The organism is Arachnia propionica (genome assembly GCF_900637725.1).
GTDB lineage: Bacteria > Actinomycetota > Actinomycetes > Propionibacteriales > Propionibacteriaceae > Arachnia > Arachnia propionica.
In genome coordinates, this window is sequence record NZ_LR134406.1 from 845,893 (window position 1) to 866,779 (window position 20,887).

18 protein-coding genes are annotated in these 20,887 nt (G+C 63.2%); 7 read left to right on the forward strand and 11 right to left on the reverse strand.

Annotated elements, in window-relative coordinates; genetic code table 11:
- Positions 1 to 20: 20 nt before the first annotated feature.
- The 6 genes from EL272_RS03770 to EL272_RS03795 all read right to left on the reverse strand — a co-directional run bounded on the left by EL272_RS03770 (position 21) and on the right by EL272_RS03795 (position 4,105).
- Positions 21 to 731: an ATP-binding cassette domain-containing protein gene (locus EL272_RS03770; protein ID WP_061787844.1), complete on the reverse strand. Its 711-nt coding sequence runs from the start codon at positions 729 to 731 to the stop codon at positions 21 to 23.
- A complete protein-coding gene (locus EL272_RS03775) occupies positions 728 to 1,492 on the reverse strand; it encodes an ABC transporter permease (RefSeq protein WP_061787843.1) in 765 nt (254 codons plus the stop codon). Before EL272_RS03775 ends, EL272_RS03770 begins: the two co-directional genes overlap by 4 nt.
- The gene (gene modA, locus EL272_RS03780; RefSeq protein ID WP_110644251.1) at positions 1,489 to 2,298 is read right to left on the reverse strand and encodes a molybdate ABC transporter substrate-binding protein; all 810 of its coding nucleotides are present in this window, start codon (positions 2,296 to 2,298) and stop codon (positions 1,489 to 1,491) included. Before modA ends, EL272_RS03775 begins: the two co-directional genes overlap by 4 nt.
- Positions 2,295 to 2,693: a TOBE domain-containing protein gene (locus EL272_RS03785; RefSeq protein ID WP_061787842.1), complete on the reverse strand. Its 399-nt coding sequence runs from the start codon at positions 2,691 to 2,693 to the stop codon at positions 2,295 to 2,297. Before EL272_RS03785 ends, modA begins: the two co-directional genes overlap by 4 nt.
- A gap of 78 nt (positions 2,694 to 2,771) precedes the next feature.
- The gene (moaA, locus tag EL272_RS03790) at positions 2,772 to 3,755 is read right to left on the reverse strand and encodes a GTP 3',8-cyclase MoaA (protein WP_061787841.1); all 984 of its coding nucleotides are present in this window, start codon (positions 3,753 to 3,755) and stop codon (positions 2,772 to 2,774) included.
- The gene (locus EL272_RS03795) at positions 3,752 to 4,105 is read right to left on the reverse strand and encodes a molybdenum cofactor biosynthesis protein MoaE (protein WP_197720291.1); all 354 of its coding nucleotides are present in this window, start codon (positions 4,103 to 4,105) and stop codon (positions 3,752 to 3,754) included. Before EL272_RS03795 ends, moaA begins: the two co-directional genes overlap by 4 nt.
- Before the next feature lie 203 nt (positions 4,106 to 4,308).
- Here EL272_RS03795 and EL272_RS03800 point away from each other — a divergent pair, with 203 nt between their 5' ends.
- Positions 4,309 to 4,602: a DUF2249 domain-containing protein gene (locus tag EL272_RS03800; RefSeq protein ID WP_041697192.1), complete on the forward strand. Its 294-nt coding sequence runs from the start codon at positions 4,309 to 4,311 to the stop codon at positions 4,600 to 4,602.
- A gap of 245 nt (positions 4,603 to 4,847) precedes the next feature.
- On the opposite strand, the gene EL272_RS15665 is transcribed toward EL272_RS03800, so the two are convergent.
- Positions 4,848 to 5,129, reverse strand: coding sequence for a hypothetical protein (locus EL272_RS15665; protein WP_082793863.1), 282 nt, complete (start codon positions 5,127 to 5,129; stop codon positions 4,848 to 4,850).
- Between EL272_RS15665 and EL272_RS15670 the strand changes: the two genes are divergently transcribed.
- Both EL272_RS15670 and EL272_RS03810 read left to right on the forward strand, forming a co-directional pair.
- The gene (locus tag EL272_RS15670; RefSeq protein ID WP_082793862.1) at positions 5,128 to 5,676 is read left to right on the forward strand and encodes a hypothetical protein; all 549 of its coding nucleotides are present in this window, start codon (positions 5,128 to 5,130) and stop codon (positions 5,674 to 5,676) included. The two genes, EL272_RS15665 and EL272_RS15670, sit on opposite strands and share 2 nt — an antisense overlap.
- Positions 5,673 to 8,375 (forward strand): multicopper oxidase domain-containing protein, encoded by a 2,703-nt coding sequence (locus EL272_RS03810; protein WP_082793861.1) that lies wholly within the window; start codon positions 5,673 to 5,675, stop codon positions 8,373 to 8,375. Before EL272_RS15670 ends, EL272_RS03810 begins: the two co-directional genes overlap by 4 nt.
- A gap of 31 nt (positions 8,376 to 8,406) precedes the next feature.
- On the opposite strand, the gene EL272_RS03815 is transcribed toward EL272_RS03810, so the two are convergent.
- On the reverse strand, positions 8,407 to 9,762 hold the full coding sequence (locus EL272_RS03815; RefSeq protein ID WP_061787840.1) for an SH3 domain-containing protein: 1,356 nt from the start codon (positions 9,760 to 9,762) through the stop codon (positions 8,407 to 8,409).
- A 429-nt stretch (positions 9,763 to 10,191) separates the two neighbouring features.
- Here EL272_RS03815 and EL272_RS03820 point away from each other — a divergent pair, with 429 nt between their 5' ends.
- Positions 10,192 to 11,643, forward strand: a complete 1,452-nt coding sequence (locus EL272_RS03820) for a patatin-like phospholipase family protein (protein WP_061787839.1) — start codon at positions 10,192 to 10,194, stop codon at positions 11,641 to 11,643.
- Between the two features lie 65 nt (positions 11,644 to 11,708).
- Complete coding sequence (locus tag EL272_RS03825) at positions 11,709 to 13,595, forward strand: alpha-amylase family protein (protein ID WP_244926108.1); 1,887 nt, start codon at positions 11,709 to 11,711, stop codon at positions 13,593 to 13,595.
- Between the two features lie 88 nt (positions 13,596 to 13,683).
- On the opposite strand, the gene EL272_RS03830 is transcribed toward EL272_RS03825, so the two are convergent.
- Both EL272_RS03830 and EL272_RS03835 read right to left on the reverse strand, forming a co-directional pair.
- Positions 13,684 to 14,631: an NAD(P)-dependent alcohol dehydrogenase gene (locus tag EL272_RS03830; protein ID WP_061787837.1), complete on the reverse strand. Its 948-nt coding sequence runs from the start codon at positions 14,629 to 14,631 to the stop codon at positions 13,684 to 13,686.
- Positions 14,631 to 15,179: an HXXEE domain-containing protein gene (locus EL272_RS03835; protein WP_061787836.1), complete on the reverse strand. Its 549-nt coding sequence runs from the start codon at positions 15,177 to 15,179 to the stop codon at positions 14,631 to 14,633. Before EL272_RS03835 ends, EL272_RS03830 begins: the two co-directional genes overlap by 1 nt.
- A 64-nt stretch (positions 15,180 to 15,243) precedes the next feature.
- On the opposite strand from EL272_RS03835, the gene EL272_RS03840 reads away from it, so the two are divergent.
- Both EL272_RS03840 and EL272_RS03845 read left to right on the forward strand, forming a co-directional pair.
- A complete protein-coding gene (locus tag EL272_RS03840) occupies positions 15,244 to 15,816 on the forward strand; it encodes a TetR/AcrR family transcriptional regulator (RefSeq protein ID WP_073970066.1) in 573 nt (190 codons plus the stop codon).
- 393 nt (positions 15,817 to 16,209) lie between these two features.
- Positions 16,210 to 16,965, forward strand: a complete 756-nt coding sequence (locus tag EL272_RS03845) for a transposase family protein (protein WP_061787834.1) — start codon at positions 16,210 to 16,212, stop codon at positions 16,963 to 16,965.
- 281 nt (positions 16,966 to 17,246) lie between these two features.
- Here EL272_RS03845 and EL272_RS03850 read toward each other — a convergent pair whose 3' ends face one another.
- Positions 17,247 to 20,519: a tetratricopeptide repeat protein gene (locus EL272_RS03850; RefSeq protein WP_126409338.1), complete on the reverse strand. Its 3,273-nt coding sequence runs from the start codon at positions 20,517 to 20,519 to the stop codon at positions 17,247 to 17,249.
- Between the last annotated feature and the right edge of the window lie 368 nt (positions 20,520 to 20,887).

A 20,887-nucleotide genomic window follows, 5' to 3' on the forward strand; every position in this document is an offset into this window, starting at 1 on the left:
TGTCAAGGAGATTGCTTGGGTCAGTCCCGGTCGAACAGTAGCTTCCCGAACGAGCTTTCCGGGCGGGCCATGACCTCGGTGGCCGGGCCGTGTTCCACAATCCGGCCACTTTCCAGCACCGCGACGTCGTCGGCCAGTGCCGCGACGTCGGTCGGGTCGTGTGTGACGATGACGCAGGGGCAGCCGACCTCGGCGAGGGCCGCTTTGACCGCCACCCGCAGCCGGGGCGTGTACTCGACGTCCACGGCGGCGAAGGGTTCGTCGATCAGCATTGCACGGGGCTTGGTGGCTAGCGCCCGGGCCAGCGCGACCCGCGCCGCCTGGCCGCCGGAGAGTTCACCGGGCCTGCGGGAGGCCAGAGCGGCGGCATCCACACGGTCCAGCATCTCCAGCGCCAACGCCCTGGCATCGTCGCGCCGCAGCCCCTGGGCGCGGGGCCCGTAAGCGACGTTGCTCAGCACGTCGAGGTGCGGGAACAGCAGCGGCTGCTGCCCGAGCAAGCCGATGCGCCGCCGGTGGGCGGGCACGAAACGGCGGGAGTCGACCAGGACCTGGTCGTCGATACTGAGGCTGCCGCGGTCGGGCTTCAACAGCCCGCACAGCAGATCCAGCAGCGTCGATTTCCCGGCCCCGTTCGGGCCGACCACGGCCAGCACCCGCCCCGGAGGCACGTCCAGGCCGGTCTCGTGGTTACGGGAATTGAGGGTTCCCTCCCAGTGCAGTCCCTTCACGACCTGATCCTTCCCTTTCCGTACGCGATCACCATGACGATCCCCGCGAAGATCACCAGCAGCAGCGACAGGGCGATGGCTGCATTCGGGTCGGCCTCCCGCTGGAGGTAGATCTCCAGCGGCAAGGTGCGGGTCCTGCCCTGCAGGGAACCCGCGAAGGTCAGGGTGGCGCCGAACTCACCCAGTGCCCGGGCGAAACTGAGCACGGCCCCCGACAAAAGCCCTGGGAGCACCAACGGCAGGGTCACCGTGAACAGGGTCCGGGTGGGGGAGGCCCCGAGGGTGGCGGCCACCCTCTCGTAGCGGTCCCCGGCGGTGCGCAGCGCCCCCTCGAGCCCCATCACCAGGAAGGGCAGCGACACGAAGGTCTGCGCCAGGATGACGGCCACGGTGCTGAAGGCGATCCTGATGCCCGCAGCCTCCAGGTGCTGCCCGATCAGCCCCATCCGCCCGAACGTGAACAGCAGCGCCAGACCCCCGACCACGGGGGGCAGCACCAGGGGCAACAGGACCAGGGGGCGCAGCCAGCGCAGCCCGTGACGCGCCAGGACCAGCGCCATCGGTACGCCGAGCACTATGCAGAAAACGGTGCTGACGCTCGCGGTGAGGATGCTGAGCTGCAGCGCCGCCAGTGACGACTGAGACGTCAGCAGCTCCCACAGGCCGGGCCACGGTACCTTGCTGAGCAACCCAGCCAGGGGCAGTGCCACCAGCAGCATACCGAGCGCCGCCGGCAGCACCACCCATCGGGGGGTCGTCACTTGGGCGCGCCGAAACCGGCGTCCCGCAGCATGGACTGGCCTTGTTCACCGAGAACGAAGTCGACGAAGGCCTGGGCTCCCTGGCGCGCGGATTTCGTCACCGCGATCGGGTACTTGTTGACGATCTTCTCGGCCTCGGGGGTGTCGACGACCTTGACCTTCTCCTTGGCTCCTGCGGCGTCGGTGACGTAGACCAGACCCGCGTCGGCCTCACCCGAGGTGACCTTGGCCAACACATCGGTGACCTTCTGCTCTTCCGATACCGGAGTGAAGGTGAAACCGGTGCTCTCCGCGAGTTTCTTGGTGGCCGCGCCGCAGGGAACCTGCTCGGCGCACACCACGAGCTTCACGCCCTCCTTGGTGACATCCTCCAGTGTCGTGATCCCTGCCGGGTTGCTGGGAGGAGTGATCAGCGTCAGGGTGTTGGTGGCGAAGATCTTCGTGCCAGCGGCATCGACGTTTCCGGCGTCGGAGGCCACCGTCATCTGTTTCTCGTTGGCGGAGGCGAAGACATCGGCCTCGGCGCCATTGTTGATCTGGGTGGCCAGCTCCGAGGAACCACCGAAGGAGAACTCGATGGTGTAGTTCGGGTGGGTTTTCTTGAACTCCTCGTAGATCTTCGGGAAGACGTCTTTCAGGGAGGCCGCGGCGAAGATCGTCAGAGTCGCGCTGGTCTGGTTGGTGTCGCCCGATGCGGCGGAGGACGCCGCCTGTTGTGGTGCGCTCTGGCTGGTGTTGGACGTGGCCTGGGAGCCGCAGGCGGTCAGGGCCAACAGGCCCGTGAGGGTCAGGGTGAGTTTCTTCACGAGAGTCCTTCCGGGGTTTCGATGATCACCGTGGTGGCCTTCGCCACGGCCGTGGCGAGCGTTCCCGGTGTCAGTCCAAGACGTTCCGCGGACTCCGTGCTCATCAGGGATGTGATGACGAAGGGACCGCATCGCAACTGCACTTCTGCCATCACCTTGTCCTTCTTGACGGCCATCACCAGTCCGGTGAAGCGGTTGCGTGCCGAGGTGGGGGTGCCCTCCGTGTCGACCGTGGCCTGCCGGGCCTGCTGGAAGGCCACCAGGTCGCGTCCGTCGATGCTGAGGTGCCCGCCGTCACGGGATGCGCGCAGCACACCCCGGTCAATGTTTCGCCTGAGGGTGTCGTCGCTGACGCCGATCAGCTGCGCGGCTTCCCGGATGCTGAAAGTGGTCATGGGGCTCACCGGTACATCCTGTTCCTGGGGATCTGAGTTTCAAACCCCAGCATGGTATCCGCACATGCGGCTGAAAAGCTATCCGCCGATCGCATTCATGGGACGTTGAGGCTGAAGGAAGCCGGGATCGTTGATTCCGTGGCCGGGCAGTTTGCGCAGCAGGCAGCGGTGGAAGATCCCGGCCAGTTCCTCGTCGCTTACACCGCCTCGCATCGGGGTGCGCAAGTCGGATTCCTCCGTGGCGAACAGGCAGTTGCGCAGCTGCCCGTCGGCGGTCAACCGCAACCGGTCACAGGCGCCGCAGAACGGCGCAGTCACCGATGCGATGATGCCGACGGTCGCGGGGCCGCCGTCCACCAGGAAACGTTCCGCGGGTGCCGCACCACGACCCGGCAGCGGGGTCAGGGTGAAGTATTCGCTGAGCCTGGCCATGGTCTCGGCGGCGGTCACCATCGCGTCCCGTCGCCAGGTGTGCCCCGCGTCGAGGGGCATCTGCTCGATGAAACGCAACTCGTAACTGTGATCCATCGCGAACGCCACGAGATCGGGTGCCTCGTCGTCGTTGATTCCCCGCAACTGCAGTGCGTTCAGTTTCACTGGATGCAGTCCCGCGGCATCCGCCGCTGCGATCCCGGTCAGGACGTCGGCGAGCCGGTTGCGGCGGGTGAGCTGGTGGAAACGATCCGGTTTCAGGGTGTCCAAGGAGACGTTCACCCTCGCCAGGCCGGCCCGTTTCAGGGGTTCGGCCAGCCGGGCCAGGCCGATGCCGTTGGTGGTGATGGAGATCTCGGGGCGCGGCTCGACCGAGGCGATGGCCGCCACGACGTCCACGCAGTCGGGGCGCAGCAGTGGTTCCCCGCCCGTCAGGCGCACCTCCTCGATGCCCTCCCCGACGGCGATCCGCACTATCCGCATCAGTTCTTCGGGGGTCAACAAGGTAGTGCGGGGCAGCCACGGCACCCCCTCGGCGGGCATGCAGTAGGTGCAGCGCAGATTGCAGTGGTCGGTCAGCGAAATCCGCAGATCGCGGTGAACGCGACCGAAACGGTCGGTCAGGGTCACTGGGGCAGCCCCAGGTTGGACCAGGATGCGCGCCCGGACTCCTCGTGCTGGTGCTTCCAGATCGGCACCTCCGCTTTGACGCGATCCACCAGCGCTTGGCAGAGCTCGAAGGCCTGGCTGCGGTGCGCGGAGGCGGCGACGGCGACGATTGCGACATCCCCGACCCTGAGGGACCCGATCCGGTGCTCGACGGCGAGGACGGCCCTGCCCTCCGGGTCCAGGTCCGATGCGACGGATGCGGCGACGCCGGCCAGGAACCGGTCAGCGTCGGGATGACAGGTGTAGTCGAGCCCTACGACGACTCCCTCGGCCTCCTCGTCGTGGTCGCGGATCAGGCCCGTAAAGCTCACTCGCGCGCCCGCGCGCGCTGGAGACGAGAGCCTCCAGACGTGACTGGTCGATGGGGTCGGTGGTGATGGCGGCGTGGATCACCGGCATGGACACCCCCTCCTCGCGCATGACTATCCCTGACAGACCGCAAGCCTACTGGGCGATCCTCCCGAATGGTGGTGTCGTCCACCGTGGTGCCGCGGATGTCGTTAAACTCCGCCGCATGACTGAACTGCCCATCACCGAGAAGTCCTCCGGGGGTAGCTGTGGCTGCGGATGCGGTCACGACTCCCTGCCCGAACTCGATGCCCGCGTCATCCCGCACGCGATCCGTCACGCCGCGATCCTCGGTGTCGTCGGTTCCTTGAACGTGGGCGGCGCCTTCATTCTCGTCGCCCCCCATAACCCGCTGCCGCTGCTGGCGCAGATCGCCGACCTCCACGGCGACGCCATCCAGGTCAGCTACGTCCAAGAAGGTCCCGACGCTTGGAAGCTGAAGCTCGAACGGCGCAGCTGAACCCTTTGAAAAAGGCCGCACCAGCTCCCGTGTCGCGCCGTGTCCTTCTGGTGATGCTGGCGGGAATCAGCCTTCTGACAGGCCTCAACGCGGGACTGGTGCGGCTTGGTGTCTGGGCGCCGGTGGCCAGCGGCCGGCTCGCCGACCTGCACGGGCCGCTCATGGTCCTGGGATTCATGGGATCCCTGATCTCTCTGGAGCGCGCCCAAGCGCTGCGCAACCGGCTTGCCTACGCCGCACCTGCCCTACTCGGCGCGGGGGCTCTCGTGCTGATCTCCGGGGCATTCCCGGTGCTCGGGAAGCTGCTGCTGTTCGACGGCGCCCTCGCTTTCGTCGCCGTCATGGCCGCCCTGTACCGCCGCGCCCCGTTGCCGTTGGTGGCCGCCCAGGTGGTGGGGGCGGTCCTGGCGTGTCTCGCGGCCGCGCTGCTGGTCAGCGTGGAGGTTCCCGCGCTGCTGCCCCCTGCTCGCCGGGTTCATAGTCGTCACGATCGCCGCCGAACGCGCCGAGCTGGCGCAGCTGACCATGGGTCGCCGCGCCGTCCCCACCCTGGTGGCGGCGAGCGCGTGGCTCTCCCTGAGTGCTGTTTCCGCGTTGCTGTGGCCCGGTTCCGGCGACCGCATCTTCGGGGCCGGGGTGTTGTTTGTGGCGCTCTGGCTGATCCGCGACGACGTCGGGCGTCGGCTGATCCGAAGCGAGGGCCTGCGGCGCTACAACGCCGCCGCTCTGCTGCTGGGAAACTTCTGGCTGGCCGTCGCGGGCCTCACCTGGGTCATCGTCGGCCGCCCAGAGGCCACCGGAACCTACGACGTGGTGGTGCACGGCACCTTCCTGGGGTTCGCCATGTCCATGATCATGGCCCACGCCCCCATCATCTTCCCGACCGTCCTTTCCCGTCCCCTGCCTTACCGCCCGGCCATGTGGGCGCCGCTCACAGTGCTGCACCTGGGCATGGTGGTGCGCGTCCTCGGCGCCCTGACCGGAACCGTCCTGTACCAGATCGGAGGAGCCATGACCGTGGTCTCGATCCTGTTGTTCGCCGCAACTGCCATCCACTCGGCGGTGCGGGCATGAGCACCCCCACCCGTCCGGGAGCGGGACCTTCGGAAACCGGCCGGCTCCCTCAGGCGGGGCGGCCGGGCGGTGGGGGACGGCCCGGCGGTTCGCGCCGCAATCGTGCCCGCGACTACACCGTCATCATCTGGTTGCTGAGCGCTGTGATCGTCGCCGCGGCCCATCGCCTGGTGCCCGAATCCACCTGGCTGATGGTGCACCTGGTGCTGCTCGGGGCCCTGACGCACTCCGTGCTCGTGTGGAGCCAGTACTTCACAGCGGCCCTGCTCAAGACCCGGCCCGACGAGGCCCGGGACCGCGCGCAGCGCAGGCGTCTCGGCCTGCTCTCCCTGGGATCCCTGGCGGTGTTCGTCGGGGTGCCGGCCACCTGGTGGTGGCTGGTGGTCGCGGGAGCGGTGTTCGTGACCGCGGCCGTCTCCTGGCACGGGATCTCGCTGTGGCGGCAGCTCCGCAAGGCCCTGCCCGGACGTTTCCGGGTGGCCGTCTGGTATTACGTGGCCGCCTCCTGTCACCTGCCGGTCGGGGCTGCGTTCGGGGCGACGCTGGCCTTCGGACTGGATGCCACCTGGCACTGGCGGTTCCTCGTCGCCCACACCATGACGAACCTGCTGGGTTGGATCGGCCTGACGGTGGTGGGGACGCTGGTCACCTTCTGGCCCACCATCCTGCGCACCCGCATGGACGACCGCGCCGAGGGATTCGCCAAGCAGGCCCTTCCCTGGCTGATCGGCTCGGGGATGGTCGTGGTGGCGGGCGCGCTGGCGGGTCTCCAGTACGTCGCGGTGGCCGGTCTGGCCGGTTACCTGTTGGCGCTCGGCTGGTGGGGCAGGGTGCTCGTCGCCCCGCTGCGACGCCGACCCCCGCGCGAATTCGCCCCCGCTTCCGTGCTCGCCGCGATGATCTGGTGGGTGGTTGCCCTGGTGGTCACCGGCGGGATCGTGCTGACCACCCCGACCTCGGGCTGGTCGGAGGTGACCGGAACCCTCGCCGTGGTGTGGGCCGGCGGTTTCGCCGCGCAGCTGCTCACCGGCGCACTCAGCTACCTGCTGCCCTCCGTCCTCGGCGGCGGGCCCCGCGTCGTGCGGGCTGGCGCGGCCTGGTTCGACCGTTTCACCACCTTCCGGATCGTTGCCATCAACGGCGCCCTGATACTGTTCCTCACCCCCACACCACCCTGGGTGAAACTCACCTCCGGTGTGCTCGGGGTGGGATCGGTGGCGGCCTTCCTGCCCCTGATGATCCTCGGGATAAAAGCGAGTGTCGCGGAACGCAGGGAGATCGCCAAGGCGGGTCCCCGCACCGGGCCGCCCCAGAAACTGCCCGAACGGGAATCCGCGCTGACTGCCAACGGGATGCTGGCGGGTGTGCTCGCCCTGACCCTCGCCGTCACGGTGGGGGTCGGCATCGACCCATCGGCGGTCGGCCTGGGCGGCGGTTCGTCGTCGACGGGGGTGAACGCGACGGGCAGGACCCAGAGAATCCAGGTCACCGCCAAGGAGGGGTTGCGCTTCGAGCCCGCCTCGGCGGAGGTCAGCCGCGGTGACCGGGTGATCATCGAGCTGAGCAACGCTGATGCCACCATGATCCACGACCTGAAGCTCGGCGACGCCACCACCCCCAGGCTGAGTGCGGGAGAGACCGCGGAGCTGGATCTTGGCGTGGTCGGGGAGTCCATCGAGGGCTGGTGCACCGTCGTCGGGCATCGCCAGGCCGGGATGGTTTTCACCCTCAAGGTCTCGGGGCAGGACGCCTCCACTTCGCAGGACGGAACCACAGGTGGCGGACACGACCACGCCCCTGCGCAGGCCAACTCGGCTCCGCTGAACACCGTGGTTGATCCCGTCGCCCCGGCGACCACGGAGGAAACCATCCACCGCGTGGAGATGCGCGTCACGGAGCTCCCCCTCGAAGTGGCCCCCGGGGTGTGGCAGAAACGCTGGACCTTCAACGGCGGGCCGGTCGGACCGACCCTGCGCGGCAAGGTCGGGGACGTGTTCGAGGTGACCCTTATCAACGACGGCACCATCGGCCACTCCATCGACTTCCACGCCAGCAATCTCGCGCCCGACGGGCCCATGCGAACCGTCGCCCCGGGCGAAAGTCTCGTCTACCGGTTCACCGCGCACCGCGCCGGGATGTGGCTGTACCACTGCGGCACCGCCCCGGTGTCCGCGCACATCGCCGCAGGCATGCACGGCGCGGTGATCATCGATCCCGAGGGCCTGCCCGCGGTGGATCGCGAGTACGCCCTGGTGGCCTCCGAGATCTACCTGACCGGTGGCACGGGAACCAGCCCGGAAACCGCCGCCGAGGTCGACGCCGCCAAGGCGCAGACCGACACCCCCGACTATTCGACCTTCAACGGCATCGCCTTCCAGTACGCGCAGCGCCCGTTCACCGCGAAGGTGGGGGAGAGGGTGCGGTTCTGGGTGCTTTCCGCAGGACCGAACCTGTCCACGAGCTTCCACATCATCGGCGGCCAGTTCGACACCGTCTACTTCGAGGGCGGCTACCTGCTCAAGGACGGGAAGGATGCATTCGGCAACAGCGGCGGCGGTTCCCAAGCCCTCGGGCTCGAGGCCGCCCAAGCGGGTTTCGTGGAGCTCACCTTCCCGGAGGCCGGTCACTACACCGTCGTCGATCACGCCTTCCTGGACGCCGAAAGGGGCGCCCTCGGCACCGTCGAGGTGACCGAGTGACGCCCCTGCCCGAGGGGAAGTTTCCCGGGGATCAGTTGTCGTAGACGGTGATGTGGATGTGGTCCTTGTGGTTGGCGGTGTCGCTGCCGCGCCCCGCCATCGAACGCCAGCCCTCGCTGTCGCGGGTGATGTTCCAGATCTTCTGGTCCCAGATGATGTAGTGGACGCGGAACTGGGAGTGGTTCGCCTTGAAGTAGGCGGCCAGCCGGTTGCCCAGTTCCTTGTTCGACCTGTAGTTGGGGATCATGATGTCCACGGCCCGGCCCGAGGGGTGATCCGGCAGGGGATCCGGGCGCACGCCGTACATCGTCTTGATCTCCGGGACGTTGTTCCAGATGTAGCGGACGATCCGTTTGACGTTCTCGTTGGCCTGATCGAGGCCCTTCGACCAGCCCCGGTTCAGGCTGCCGCCATCCCCACCACCGTTGCCGCCTCCGGGGGCCGACGAACTCAGGTAACGGGCCGTCACCCAGCGGATGGCGCCGTTGTGGACGATCTGGGCGCGCCCCGACCGGACGGTGCCGGTCACGGCCACCTCGCTGCCCTTCGGGATCTCACCGGTGTAGGCCGATCCGGTGGCCGAACGCCAGATGTTGAGGTTCGCCGTCGCGTACTGGATGGTGGTGGAGGGCAGGCCACCTCCGCCCGGAGCGGCGGAGCCGTCCACCGCCCTCAGGTACTTGTTGTTGAACCAACGGACGTTGCCCTGCCAGATGCACTGGGCCATTCCGCTGGTCACCACGTCCGTGCAGTCGAGGATCGTGCCGCGCGGGACGTCGCCCAGGGAACGGTAGCCGCTTCCCGGGGCGGTGCGGATCATCAACTCGGTGGTGGCCCGCAGCTTCCTCGTGGTGGTGGGCAGGTCCTGGCCGGGGGAACCCGCGGACTGCGACAGATAGCGTGTCGCCGCCCAGAGCGTCTGACCGTTCCAGGTCACCTGCGAGAACTCACCCTTCACGGTGCCGGTGAGCTTCACCTTCGTGCCCTTCGAAGCGACCGTGCTCACCCGGTAACTCAGGCTGGGTCCGGTGCGCAGGTTCAGCGCCGTGGTCGTGTAGGCATCGCCGGAGGCACCCGAGGACGACCCGCCACCCCCACTGCCCGACGACGAGGCCAGGTAAGCGGAGGCGACGTAACCGGTGCGTCCCTTGTAGGACACCTTCGTCCAGCCGTTTCCGGAACTCAGGGCCTGCACGTTGTCCCCCGGGTAGAGCAGGCCTATCCGGGAATAGCCGGTTCCAGGTCCCGAACGCACGTTGACGGCGGTGGTGGCCCGCATCGTGGTTCCGGCAGCGTCGGCGCTGGTCACCAGAGCCAGTGAGCCGACCGACTGAACGAGCCCGGCAACCACCAGGGCGGCCAGTCCTCCCCGCACGGTTCGCATCATTCGGTTCACGTTTCCTCCGAAATTTCTCAAGGTCTTGGGCCGATCACGACTCTTCCCCGGGACCTCGATCCCAGCCGTGTCGGCCGATCGGACAGTAAGTACCGGAAGGGCCCTCTCACAAACCCGAATGGAGACCTGCCGAGGGGTGCGAACGTGTTCCGGCTGCGGATTTACGAAAATCACATCGGTGTGTTTTCGCTCAGGAATGGGGACGAGAACCCGGCGCTGACTAGGCGTTGTGACTTTCATCAATTATTAAACAGTTGTTTCGTGCGATTTCTGAGAGAAGTCTGAGGACTGCTTGAAATCGGGGCCGGCAATTCACCTCAACTGTCACTTCAGGTTCAGGTGGTTTAGGTTGAGGTTCAGGGCCGGGCCGGGTCTCCGGCGGGAAGGGGGTCCTGTTGGCGGGGCCTCTAAACTTCACCCATGGCTCGCAGAGGATGGTTCGGACTTCCGTTCTTCGATTCCCAACCCGAGCCGAGCACCACCGCCTGCGTGCTCTCGGGAGGCGGGGCGCGGGCAAGCTTCCAGATCGGCGCCCTCGACTACCTGTACGCGAAGGATCCCGGGTTCGCCCCCACGATCTTCGTCGGCGCATCGGCCGGGGCCATCCTGGCAGCGGGCCTGGCCCAGTACCCCACCCGTCAGGAACAGATCGGTTTCCTGAAGCGCGTGGACGAGCTCTGGTGTTCCATGACGGGCCCTGAGGACATGTTCACCCCCCGACCCTGGCTGTCCCGGCTGCTGGCGGAGGCCCCGGCATGGCTCGAACTCGTGGGCCAGGGCGCCAAACCAGCGGATGCCCCGTCACGCTCCTCCTGGCTGCCGCTGCGCCGCCGCCGTCCCGAACCGCCGGGGACCGGAACCCCGGAGGACCCTGTGGAGGAGGCGCTCACCCCCGACGAGGAACTGCAATCGGACTTCTCCCTGGGATTGATGGCGCAGCTGGCGGGTGCCCTCGGGCGGCTCCCGAAGCTGGGGAGCGACCTGATGGCGGTCAAGGCGGGAATGGAACAGTCGCGGTCGCTGTACCGCCCGGGACCCGTGCTGGCGAAACTGCTGCACCCGGACGTCTTCGACCCCGACCGGGTGTCCGCCTCCGGCATGCAGCTGCGGATGGCGATGGTGGCCCTGGAGACCGGGGAACTGCACTTCATGCGCGAGGACGGCGCCCTGGTCAACCGCGAGGACCGGGAGATCGACGCGGGTCCTCACAACCTCACCCGCGGGGTGCTCGCGTCCTGCGCCATTCCCGGGGTGTTCCGGCCGGTCCCGGTCGGTGCGGAGACCTATGTGGACGGAGGAGCCCGGGAGAACCTGCCCGCGGAGATGGCGATCGGGCACCTGCAGGCCGGCCGGACCTACGTGGTCTCGTCGCAAACCGACGGGGTACCTCGAAAACAGTCGATGGCCCAAGCTGACATCTTCCAGGTCGTGATGCGCGCCACCGAGATCCTCATGGACGAATCCGGACGGGACGAGACCGCCTACGCGCTGTCGGCCGGTGCCATCGTCATCGCCCCGGATGTCGAGGTGCACGAGGCCATGACCGTCCACCCCGGGCTGATCCGCATCCACCGCGACCACGGCTGGTCCCGTGCGGCCGCGGTCGTACAGGGAATCGACGCGGCGGAGCAGCAGCGGCTGAGCCGGGTCACCGCGCTGCGGATGCGCTGCCTGCGGCGGGAGGAGGCCTGGTTGGACGACCTCACCAACCGTCGTGCCCTGCTGGAGTTGCAAAGCGCGAAACTGGAGCTGCGCGACGCCATGGCCCGCTGCCAGAAGAACCTGCTGCCCGAGGGCGTGGATCAGTGCTGGGCCCGGTTCGAGGAACACCCGAGGAATCCCGGCGTCGAACCGCGGTGGCTCGAGGGGTGATCTTTTCCGCCAGAAATTACTTTTGCCACGTAACATCGCCCAGTCGTCCGGCTATGCTGACCGCCATGGGTGACATTGACGACGTCCTGGAACTGCGGTGGAACCGCTACGGAGATGAGCTGACAACGGCGCTGCGCAACGTCTACGGAGACAAAACCGACGCTCTGGTGGAGCGGGTGCGTGGGATCGTGACGAAGACGCTCGAGGAGCGGCCCGCCGACCTGCGCAGGCTGGACGAGGCACGCCTGCTGCGCCCCGACTGGCTGCAGCAACCCGGCATGACGGGCTACGTCTGCTACACGGACCGGTTCGCCGGCACCCTGAACGGGATCCTCGGGCACCTCGACTACCTGCACGACCTCGGGGTCACCTACCTGCACCTGATGCCGCTGCTGCAACCCCGCGAGGGCGCCAACGACGGCGGCTATGCGGTGGCCGACTACCGCTCCATCCGCAGCGACCTCGGAACCATGGACGATCTCGCGGAGGTGGCGAAGGGGCTGCGGGAACGCGGCATCTCGCTGGTGGTCGACCTGGTGCTCAACCACGTCGCCAAGGAACACGAATGGGCCCGGCGCGCCCGGGCGGGCGAGCAGAAGTACCGCGACTATTTCATGATCTACCCCGACCGCACCGTCCCGGACCAGTACGAGCAGACCCTGCCCGAGGTGTTCCCGGACTTCGCGCCCGGGAACTTCACCTGGGACGAGGAGCTCGCCGGATGGGTGTGGACCACCTTCAACGACTACCAGTGGGACGTGAACTGGGCGAACCCCGACGTCTTCTGCGAATACCTGGAGATCATCTGCAACCTGGCGAACCACGGCGTCGAGGTGCTGCGGCTGGACGCCATCGCCTTCATCTGGAAGCAGATGGGCACCGACTGCCAGAACGAACCCCCCGTCCACGAACTCGCGGAGGCGCTGCGGGCCGCGGTGCGGATCGCGGCCCCGGCGGCGGTGTTCAAGGCCGAGGCCATCGTCGGTCCGCGTGACCTGATCGCCTACTTCGGCCAGGGACGTCACTACGGGAAACTCTCCGATCTGGCCTACCACAACTCGCTGATGGCCCAGCTGTGGTCAGCGCTGGCCAGCCGCGACGTGACGCTGCTGCGCTACGCCCTCGAACGGTTCCCAGCGAAACCCCCGACGGCCACCTGGGGCACCTACGTGCGCTGCCACGACGACATCGGCTGGGCCGTTGACGACCGCGACGCCGCCGCGGTCGGTATCAACGGGGCCGAGCACCGCCGGTTCTTGTCCGATTTCTATTCCGGCGAGTTCCCGAAGTCGTTCGCCCGCGGCCTGGTGTTCCAGGCCAACCCCGTTACCGGCGACCGGCGCATCTCCGGCACCCTGGCTTCCCTGGCCGGGCTTGAACTGGCCCTCGAGTCGAAGGACCAGGAGGCCATCGACCTGGCGGTGGGCCGCATCAACATGCTGCACGCCGTGATCTGCGGGTTCGGCGGGGTGCCGCTGATCTACATGGGCGATGAACTGGCGATGCTCAACGACTACCACTACGGAGACGATCCCGCGCACGCCGAGGACAACCGCTGGGTGCACCGCCCCGTCATGGACTGGGACGCCGTGGCCGCGCTGGCCGAGAACCCCGACTCCGCCCAGGCCCGCGTCAACGCGTGGCTGCGGCACGTGCTCGACGTGCGCCGCGCCACCCCGCAGCTGCACGCCGGCTACGAGTCGCACATCCTCGACGTCGGCGACCGCAGAGTGCTCGTGATCCGCCGTGACCATCCGATCGGCCCCATGTACCAGCTCTACAACCTCTCCGAGCACAGGGTCAGCATTCCCATGGGGCTGCTGCGCACCCCATACGGCAGCAGGGCCAAGGAGCTCCTCGACGACGTGACCTGGGATCTGGACCCCGCCACCCTCAGCCTGGAGCCCTACCAGGTGCGCTGGTTCGTGGCGGCCGAGGACCTGGAGGAGTGATCAGCACCCCGTGAAGCTGGTTGAGCCGGGCCGGGTTGGAATCACTTCTGGTACCTGGTGGTCAGAACCCGACCCCAACCAGGGCGGGTCACGGTGTCGTGTGGCAGATCAGGCGCGAGCCCGCGGTCCCGCCCTTCCCGAACTCCTCGTGGGCCCGTGCCAGATCCGTCACTGCGTAGGTCCTGTCCACCACGGGGCGCAGGATTCCGGCGGCCACCAGCTGCGCCAGCTCGGTGAGTTCCGCGGACTTGTGCCCGGCCGCGATGGCCCCGATCCTGCGGCGGGCCCGGAGCGCGGCGGGAAGCGTGCGGAGCCAGGCGTCGCCCCGGGTCAGAACGATGCGGCCCGGCCGCCGGGCGGCGCCCAGCCAGTCGCGGCCGTTGCCCGCCGCGATGAGGACCGCGTCGTAGTCTCCCGAGCGTCGCGGCTCCAGCGCCTCCGGCGTGGTGTGGTCGAACACCCGGGTCGCGCCGAGACCGCGGCACAGCTCGACCGCGCGGGCCCCACACACGGCGTCGGTCTCCACTCCGAGGGCAACCGCCAGCTGGACGGCCGCCAGGCCGACGGCCCCTCCCGCCCCGACGATCAGCAGGCGCTCACCGTAGTGGACCCGGACCCCGTCGCGGATGCCGCGGAGCGCGGTCAGCGAACCCAGGGGCAGCGAGCCGGCCTCCGTGGGCGGGACGAACCCCTCCGGGAAGGCGCCGATCCGTTCGGAACCGACGGTCAGGTACTGCACCGCGGTGCCGCGCCTGCGCAGCGGCTCCACGTCCAGCACAACCCAGACCCAGCGGTCGGCCTTGAGCCCCGGAACCCGGGATTCCCGGACGATTCCGAGGACGTCGAAGCCGGTTTGTTTCGGGAAACCGACGCCGTGCATTCGCAGTTTCCCCGAGCGGTACATCAGGTCGATGGCGCTCACCCCGCTGGAGACGGTCTCGACCATCACCTCGCCGGGTTTCGGTTTCCGTACGGCCACTTCCTCGGTTTCCAGGACCGAGGGATCGCCGTAGCGGTGGTACTGGACGGCCCACATCAGACAGCCGTCCCCGAAATCTCGGGTCCCAGCGATCCTTCGCCGAGGATCTTCCGGACGAGGGCGTGGATTCCCGCCAGGGCGGGAAACACCGCCAGCGCCGTGACCACGGCCTTCGGATCCTCCGGGCGGATCCCGTGCCGCTTGAGGACGCGCCGCGCCCACAGCCAGTAGGGGATCACCACCAAAGGAGAGGTGACCACCCCGGTGGTGTACCTCCCGGCGACGAGGCACGAGGCGATGTGCGTGAAACCGTGCAGCCCGAAGGCCAGCAGGCCGCCACGGAACAGCGTTGACCTGCCCCCGCTGCGCACCCCTGAAGCGGCGGAAGCGGCGACCACGGCGCCCATGGCGGACATGGCCAGGTTGACGTGGACCTGGGAGATGCCGCGTTCGCGGAACTCCTCTGGGATCGGCAGCTGCTCCGGGAGACCGGAGAAAACCTCCCGGGAGGTGGGCGCCATGGTGAGGTACTCCTCGGCGTCGTGCAGGGCCCAGGCCGCGAACAACCCGACGCAGACCCGGCGGATCCGGTTGTTTCGTTTCATGATGTCCTCCTTCCACAAATTACGCTACCACTGGTAGCGAAAGTCTGGGTGGGAGAATCGGGGCATGGCGGGAGAGACTGGGCGGCCGCGCAATGCCGCGGTGAACGATGCGGTGCTGGGTGCCACCGTCGCGCTGCTTGGGGAGCGCGGCTACCAGGGGCTGCGGATCAACGACGTGGCGGAGCGTTCCGGGGTGGCCAAGACCACGGTCTACCGCCGCTGGCCGACGCTCACCCACCTGGTGGTCGCGGCCATGGAACACGCCCTCGGGCAACGAGACATCGAGCCGACGGGAAACCTGGGGACGGACCTGGACCGGATGATCCGTACCGGGTACGGGGCCCTCGTCGGCGGCGGGACGTCACTCCTGGCCGTCGCCCTCGACCTCCACGGTCACGCCGACGCGCAGCTGCGCGCGGCCTACCGCCGGCGCATCATCGACCCCATCCGCTCCCGGGGCATCACCCTCCTGGAGGACGCGATGCGCAGGGGGGAGATCCGCGACTCGACCGACCCGGAGGTTGTGGCGGACGCCGTCATCGGTGGGCTCATCTACCGTGCCGCCATCCTCGCCGAACCACTCGGAGTGGAGGAGGCGTGCGCATTCGCCCGCAGGGTGGTCGGGCTGGCGCGATAAGTATTCATAGGATGTAGGCGAAGATGAGTCCCGTGACGGCTTGTATCGTGGTTTCGAAAGTGTTGTAAGGATGGAGATAATCGGTGTGCAAACACCCTAAGTCTTGAGATTCGCAATGACGCGCTCGATGAGATAACGGACGTGGTTGATGGTCATGCTGTTTCTTCTATCTTGATCTGTGAGTTCGTTTCTTGACAGGGGCTGTCATTCCTAATCCGCTCTAGTCTTTGTCCCCTCTGGTCACGCTCAAGGCTTGAGGCTTATTCATAGGGGTGTTTCGGTTTTCCTCAGCTAGCGCTTTGTCCTGAGGGGGATGCGAGGGCGGCTTGCCTGATCTGAGACAATCAAAGTGTCCTACCACAAAGACTCTCAGATGAAAGACAAGCCGCCGCCGTGAATACTACCACATGCCTTGACCGTGGCCAGATCCTTGACCTGTGCGAACCGATCCACACCGCCTGCTCCGGAAACCTTCCCGCGGCAGGATCTCGCACCTTGGGGTTGTTCCGCTGCATCCAGGTCACTTTGTTGACGCTCAGACACAATCTCACCCAAGAGTTACTGGCCGACATCCACATGGTCTCCCAATCCACCATCTCAAGAGTGGTGGCGGTCTACACCCCTTTGATCGCCGAACTCCTCCAAGCGTGGATACCTCAGGTGGAGGACCTCGACCCGGACCGCCAATACATCATCGACGGTACTCTGGCGCCCTGCTGGTCATGGCACGACCGTCCCGAACTGTACTCAGGCAAACACCACACCACAGGAGTGAACCTGCAAGTGGCCTGCACCCTGGCCGGACAGCTCGCCTGGATCTCCCCACCCCTGCCGGGTAGTGTGCATGATGCAAAGGCCATCAAGGAATCCGGCTTCCTCGCAGCCCTCGACAGTCAAAGTCATATTGGAGACAAAGGCTACATCGGATTGGGAATGATCACCCCTGCCCGGAAACCCGCCCATGGTGAACTCGCCGACACCGATAAAAGAAACAACACGGCCATCAATCGTGTCCGCTATCTCATCGAACGTGTCATCGCGAACCTCAAGACCTGGCGTGTCCTGCACACCGATTACCGCCGCCCCTACGACACCTTCGAAACCACAATACAAGCCGTCACGGGACTCATCTTCGCTTACACCCCATGAATAAGCCTCCTTGTAGTAGTGTCCACAGTAGCGGTTTATCTATTATCTGAGAGTCTTTGTGGTAGAGCACTTTAAATTGTCTCAGATCGAGCATGCCGCTCTTGCATCCCACTCGGGATAAAATGTTATTTAGAGAAAATCTAAACACTCCTGTGGATAAGCCTTAAAAAGGCTTATCCACAGCCGCCATCAAGCGCGCTCTGATTAGGGGTTTCGTTGATCGATGCGGCACCTTATGGATAACTCCCCAAGTGCCAGCTGCTGCGACGTGCAGCTATATTCTACAGCAAGCTAATCCATTGCAATGCTGAGGCGGTAGTGGATACAAAAATGACTAACCAACGACATTTAATATCATCTGCATTGAAGGATTGCGAGAATATGTTCGGAATAACTATTCCTCCGAGTGCCGTGACGCAAGCCAATCCGAGAAAACGTGCCAGCGGACTTGCCGTGAAAACTGCCAGCAGCATGAATGTTAGCGAGAAGATAGAAAGGTAGATGGGGGCGCACCAGAATAAGAATCGAGGGCATGCGCTTCCTCTGGCTTCTACTTTTGGATAGGGCGCAAGGGCGAAAACAGGCTGAGCAAAAAGCAGTCCGAAGCTGACTGCACTTACAAAACTGGATCCGCTGAGAATTTTTGGGGTAACAATGGATTGTGCTGCTAGCGGGAAGTAGATGCAGCAAGCCGAAAAATATCCCATCGCCGCTGCCGGGACGATAGAATGAGACCAAAAACTCAAGGGCCATGTGCAAACCAAAAAAGAAACAACTATTGACAGCGAGATGCCGATACTTCTAACATCTTTCCGGTCTTTAGAAACTCGGCTAGAAATCCTACCTTGCACTTTATCGCTTAGGACAATTAAAGAGAGTTGCCCTGCCAGCGAAAAGATCGCGATAAATATCGTTGTCGATTTAATCTGAAAGGCACTGTCGCCATATTTCCAAGAAGCGTTAACCGTTCCCGACACATCTAGGTTCGGATCATAGATATTGTCATCAACGATAAACACCAACTCTTGGGTCCGGTAATCACTATCAGCTCTACCCGCCATCCCTGCCCACCTCAGCATGGGAATAAAGCCATCTATTTGCTTGGAGTGCAGAACCGCCATGTTATGCATAGCAGTTGCATAATCAGGCTTAACGGACAGTGCATGAAGAAAAGTTTTTTTCGCTTCGCTGAAGTCGCCATTTTTAGCAAGCAGTACCCCTAAATTATTTGCCACGTCGAACAAGGTTGCATCTAGCTTAAGCACATCGCGATATCGGCTTATAACCTCATCGCGGTCTTCGCCGGTGATATCTTGAGCATAAGCGAGAGTGTTGAGATAGACAGGATTATCTCTATCGTGACAGACTGCTAGCTTTGCTGCCTTAGAAATTTCTTTGGCCAACTCTTCTCTTCCGCTACCCAAATAATTTTTTAGATCGGTTGAAGTAGCGTTATCCATAGCTTCAATCTTGTCACGATATTGATGGATCATTGCTAAAGCAAGATTGTTCTCCTGGGCTCCACGCATCAAATCCTCTCTCGCGTCACCGCTAGGGTCGAGTCGAGATTTATATCGATTTCTCCACGCTTCTCCACATGCCCCTTTCAAGGCCGTAGCATTACTATCATTACCTTGAAGCACAGCAGCTTTTAGATATGATGCTGACTCCGCATATCTCTCTTGGGTTAAGGAAACCAGCCCCAGTTCCGACCTCAGATAAAATATATCTACGGTAGTTGTGCCGATAGAGATGAGGTTGGGATGGTTTTCTTGGTATTGAAGTGTCTTCTTTAATAAATTAATGGTTTCTTCTACGCGCCCGAGGTGTCTAAGGCACGTCGCCTTAGCCAACACTAGGGAGACGCGATGGGAAATTCCGTCATTATCTTGGGAACCAGCATTTTTTGGAAGCAGAGTCAGCGCTCTCTCGAAATAGTTGAGGGCCTCTTCAAAATCGCCGGCATGATAGGAAGCTTCGCCCAGCATCTGATAAAACCAATAGTTTCTAGCTTGGGTGTTTAGCTCATTTCTCATCAGGCGGACAGCTTCTTTGTGTTTTCCAAGCGCCCTCAGGATATTCTGCATGTTTTCAGTTTTGAAACTATTTGGACTTGTCTCAAAAATGCTAGTTGCGCAATCCTGCGAGAGGTTCTTCGGCGGACACCAAGAAAATGCCTTGCCTACCGGAATGTCAGAAATGAAACTAGCAGCCCTACCCAGATCAGTGATAGTAACAACATCTTCTTGTGCTTTCCGGCGATCCTTAGGAATGTAAGGTTGATCACCAACTAGGCCTCCTCCGTAATCCCCCCAATGTGTGAACTCATAATGGCTTACGTTCAGGGTGCCAGAGCCCCAGATAGTGAAATTTCGGTGGGCGATTGGCTGAACAACGGCATTGTTTAAAATACTCAGAACTTCAGCATGTCGACCTAGATGCATGGCATTAATTGCTTTTAAATGAATCAGAGGTATAGTGCTTTGCATAATATTTGGGAAGCTTTGCAGTAGTGTTATGGCATCCCCATATTCTCCTGAGTCCGTTAGGCCTCGTGCCTGTGCAAGCGCAAGTAAAGGATCATTTGACCACATTCGCGCTTCCTGTAGTATTTTTAATGCTTTATTTCGCCAGTTTCTAGCCTCAAATCTTCTCGAGGATGTCCGTGAACGCTCAAGTAAAAGTTCTGCTTCGCCGAGATGCCCTAGAGGTATTTTAGGATACTCTGCCGACAATCTTCTAAACCAATTTAATGAATGCTCCATATGATTTTTTGAAGAATCCTCCATCTCCTCTTGATGCTCGAATAATGCATAACGACCATGCGCTTGTCCTCCCATCCATAGGGGATCTGGGACTCCGGGACAAAGATCAATAGCGTCTTTGATCGCCGTTTCGGTAGCCGAAATTGAGTTGTAGCCGGTTTGTAGTGCGAGCCAGGTTAACTGAAGTTGCAAATTGCATGATGGGTATTGCTTGACCGCATGAGAGAGGAGAACGTAAGCGGAATAATGGTAGCCGGATTGTAGGAAGCCGTATCCTTTTCCAGAACCTTCATATCCTTCCCTTGTGGCGCTGGGACGTAAGAGAAGCAACGAGGTGAGATCAAGTATTTCGACTGTATGGTGTTTAATAAATTCTGAATCCCAACTCTTCGGAATGTAGTCGTTTAGATAAGGAAATGAGAATGGATATGATTTGCCCCAGTATGATTCATCTGATCTTATAGGAGCATCGAACATTTCAGGAGGCACTCCCAACTTCAATGCACTCTCATCAGTGATCTGCTTCCATGTTTCTTCGTCCACTCTGCCTAAAGAAATTTTTGTAAGTTCCGAATTATTTGAGTGGATAGGGTACGAACGCAGGGTAATATCGTTCCACTCGCCGGGCGGGAGCTGCTCGTTCACTGCTTGGCTTTCAGGCTCTGTCTTGACAACCTCTTCGGGAAAACTAAAGTGTAATGCTAAGATCATCCCTGCTGAAATGATTATTCCGCTTCCCGTGATAAAAACAAGAATTACGTGCAAGAGTTTTTTTGCATTTGAAACCATAAGTGTGTCGCTTTCGAATCGAACTGTTATTGATTTGTGAGTAGCAAAAGCTGGAGCCTAACTTAGTTGAGGCTTCTAGTTTTTAAGATACCGTTTCGCTTCATTTTCATCGTGATGGGTCTTGTTTAGAGTGTGATGCCTGAGTGTCTGCTGAAATTTGATGCGATTGTACCAAGGGTCGTCCCGTGATGTCACGAATTTTGATGATTTTCCTTTGGCGCGATGGATCTTTCGACCTCCTGAACGCTTACTCGTTGCTCTCGCCGCTTGTATCAGGCCTTGTAGTCTTGCTGATCATGCGGGACCGCTCGATGGCTCTCTGCTGCGACCTGCTGTCTGGAGTCTTTATTGAACCTTCGCCGTCAGTG

Bases quoted from the DNA above. Each gene is read 5' to 3' on its own strand.
- EL272_RS03785 (WP_061787842.1), bottom strand. From the start codon at position 2,693: ATGACCACTTTCAGCATCCGGGAAGCCGCGCAGCTGATCGGCGTCAGC.
- EL272_RS03800 (WP_041697192.1), top strand. From the start codon at position 4,309: ATGACTGAACTGCCCATCACCGAGAAGTCCTCCGGGGGTAGCTGTGGC.
- EL272_RS15670 (WP_082793862.1), top strand. From the start codon at position 5,128: ATGGGTCGCCGCGCCGTCCCCACCCTGGTGGCGGCGAGCGCGTGGCTC.
- EL272_RS15665 (WP_082793863.1), bottom strand. From the start codon at position 5,129: ATGGTCAGCTGCGCCAGCTCGGCGCGTTCGGCGGCGATCGTGACGACT.
- EL272_RS03810 (WP_082793861.1), top strand. From the start codon at position 5,673: ATGAGCACCCCCACCCGTCCGGGAGCGGGACCTTCGGAAACCGGCCGG.
- EL272_RS03815 (WP_061787840.1), bottom strand. From the start codon at position 9,762: ATGATGCGAACCGTGCGGGGAGGACTGGCCGCCCTGGTGGTTGCCGGG.
- EL272_RS03820 (WP_061787839.1), top strand. From the start codon at position 10,192: ATGGCTCGCAGAGGATGGTTCGGACTTCCGTTCTTCGATTCCCAACCC.
- EL272_RS03825 (WP_244926108.1), top strand. From the start codon at position 11,709: ATGGGTGACATTGACGACGTCCTGGAACTGCGGTGGAACCGCTACGGA.
- EL272_RS03830 (WP_061787837.1), bottom strand. From the start codon at position 14,631: ATGTGGGCCGTCCAGTACCACCGCTACGGCGATCCCTCGGTCCTGGAA.
- EL272_RS03835 (WP_061787836.1), bottom strand. From the start codon at position 15,179: ATGAAACGAAACAACCGGATCCGCCGGGTCTGCGTCGGGTTGTTCGCG.
- EL272_RS03840 (WP_073970066.1), top strand. From the start codon at position 15,244: ATGGCGGGAGAGACTGGGCGGCCGCGCAATGCCGCGGTGAACGATGCG.
- EL272_RS03850 (WP_126409338.1), bottom strand. From the start codon at position 20,519: ATGGTTTCAAATGCAAAAAAACTCTTGCACGTAATTCTTGTTTTTATC.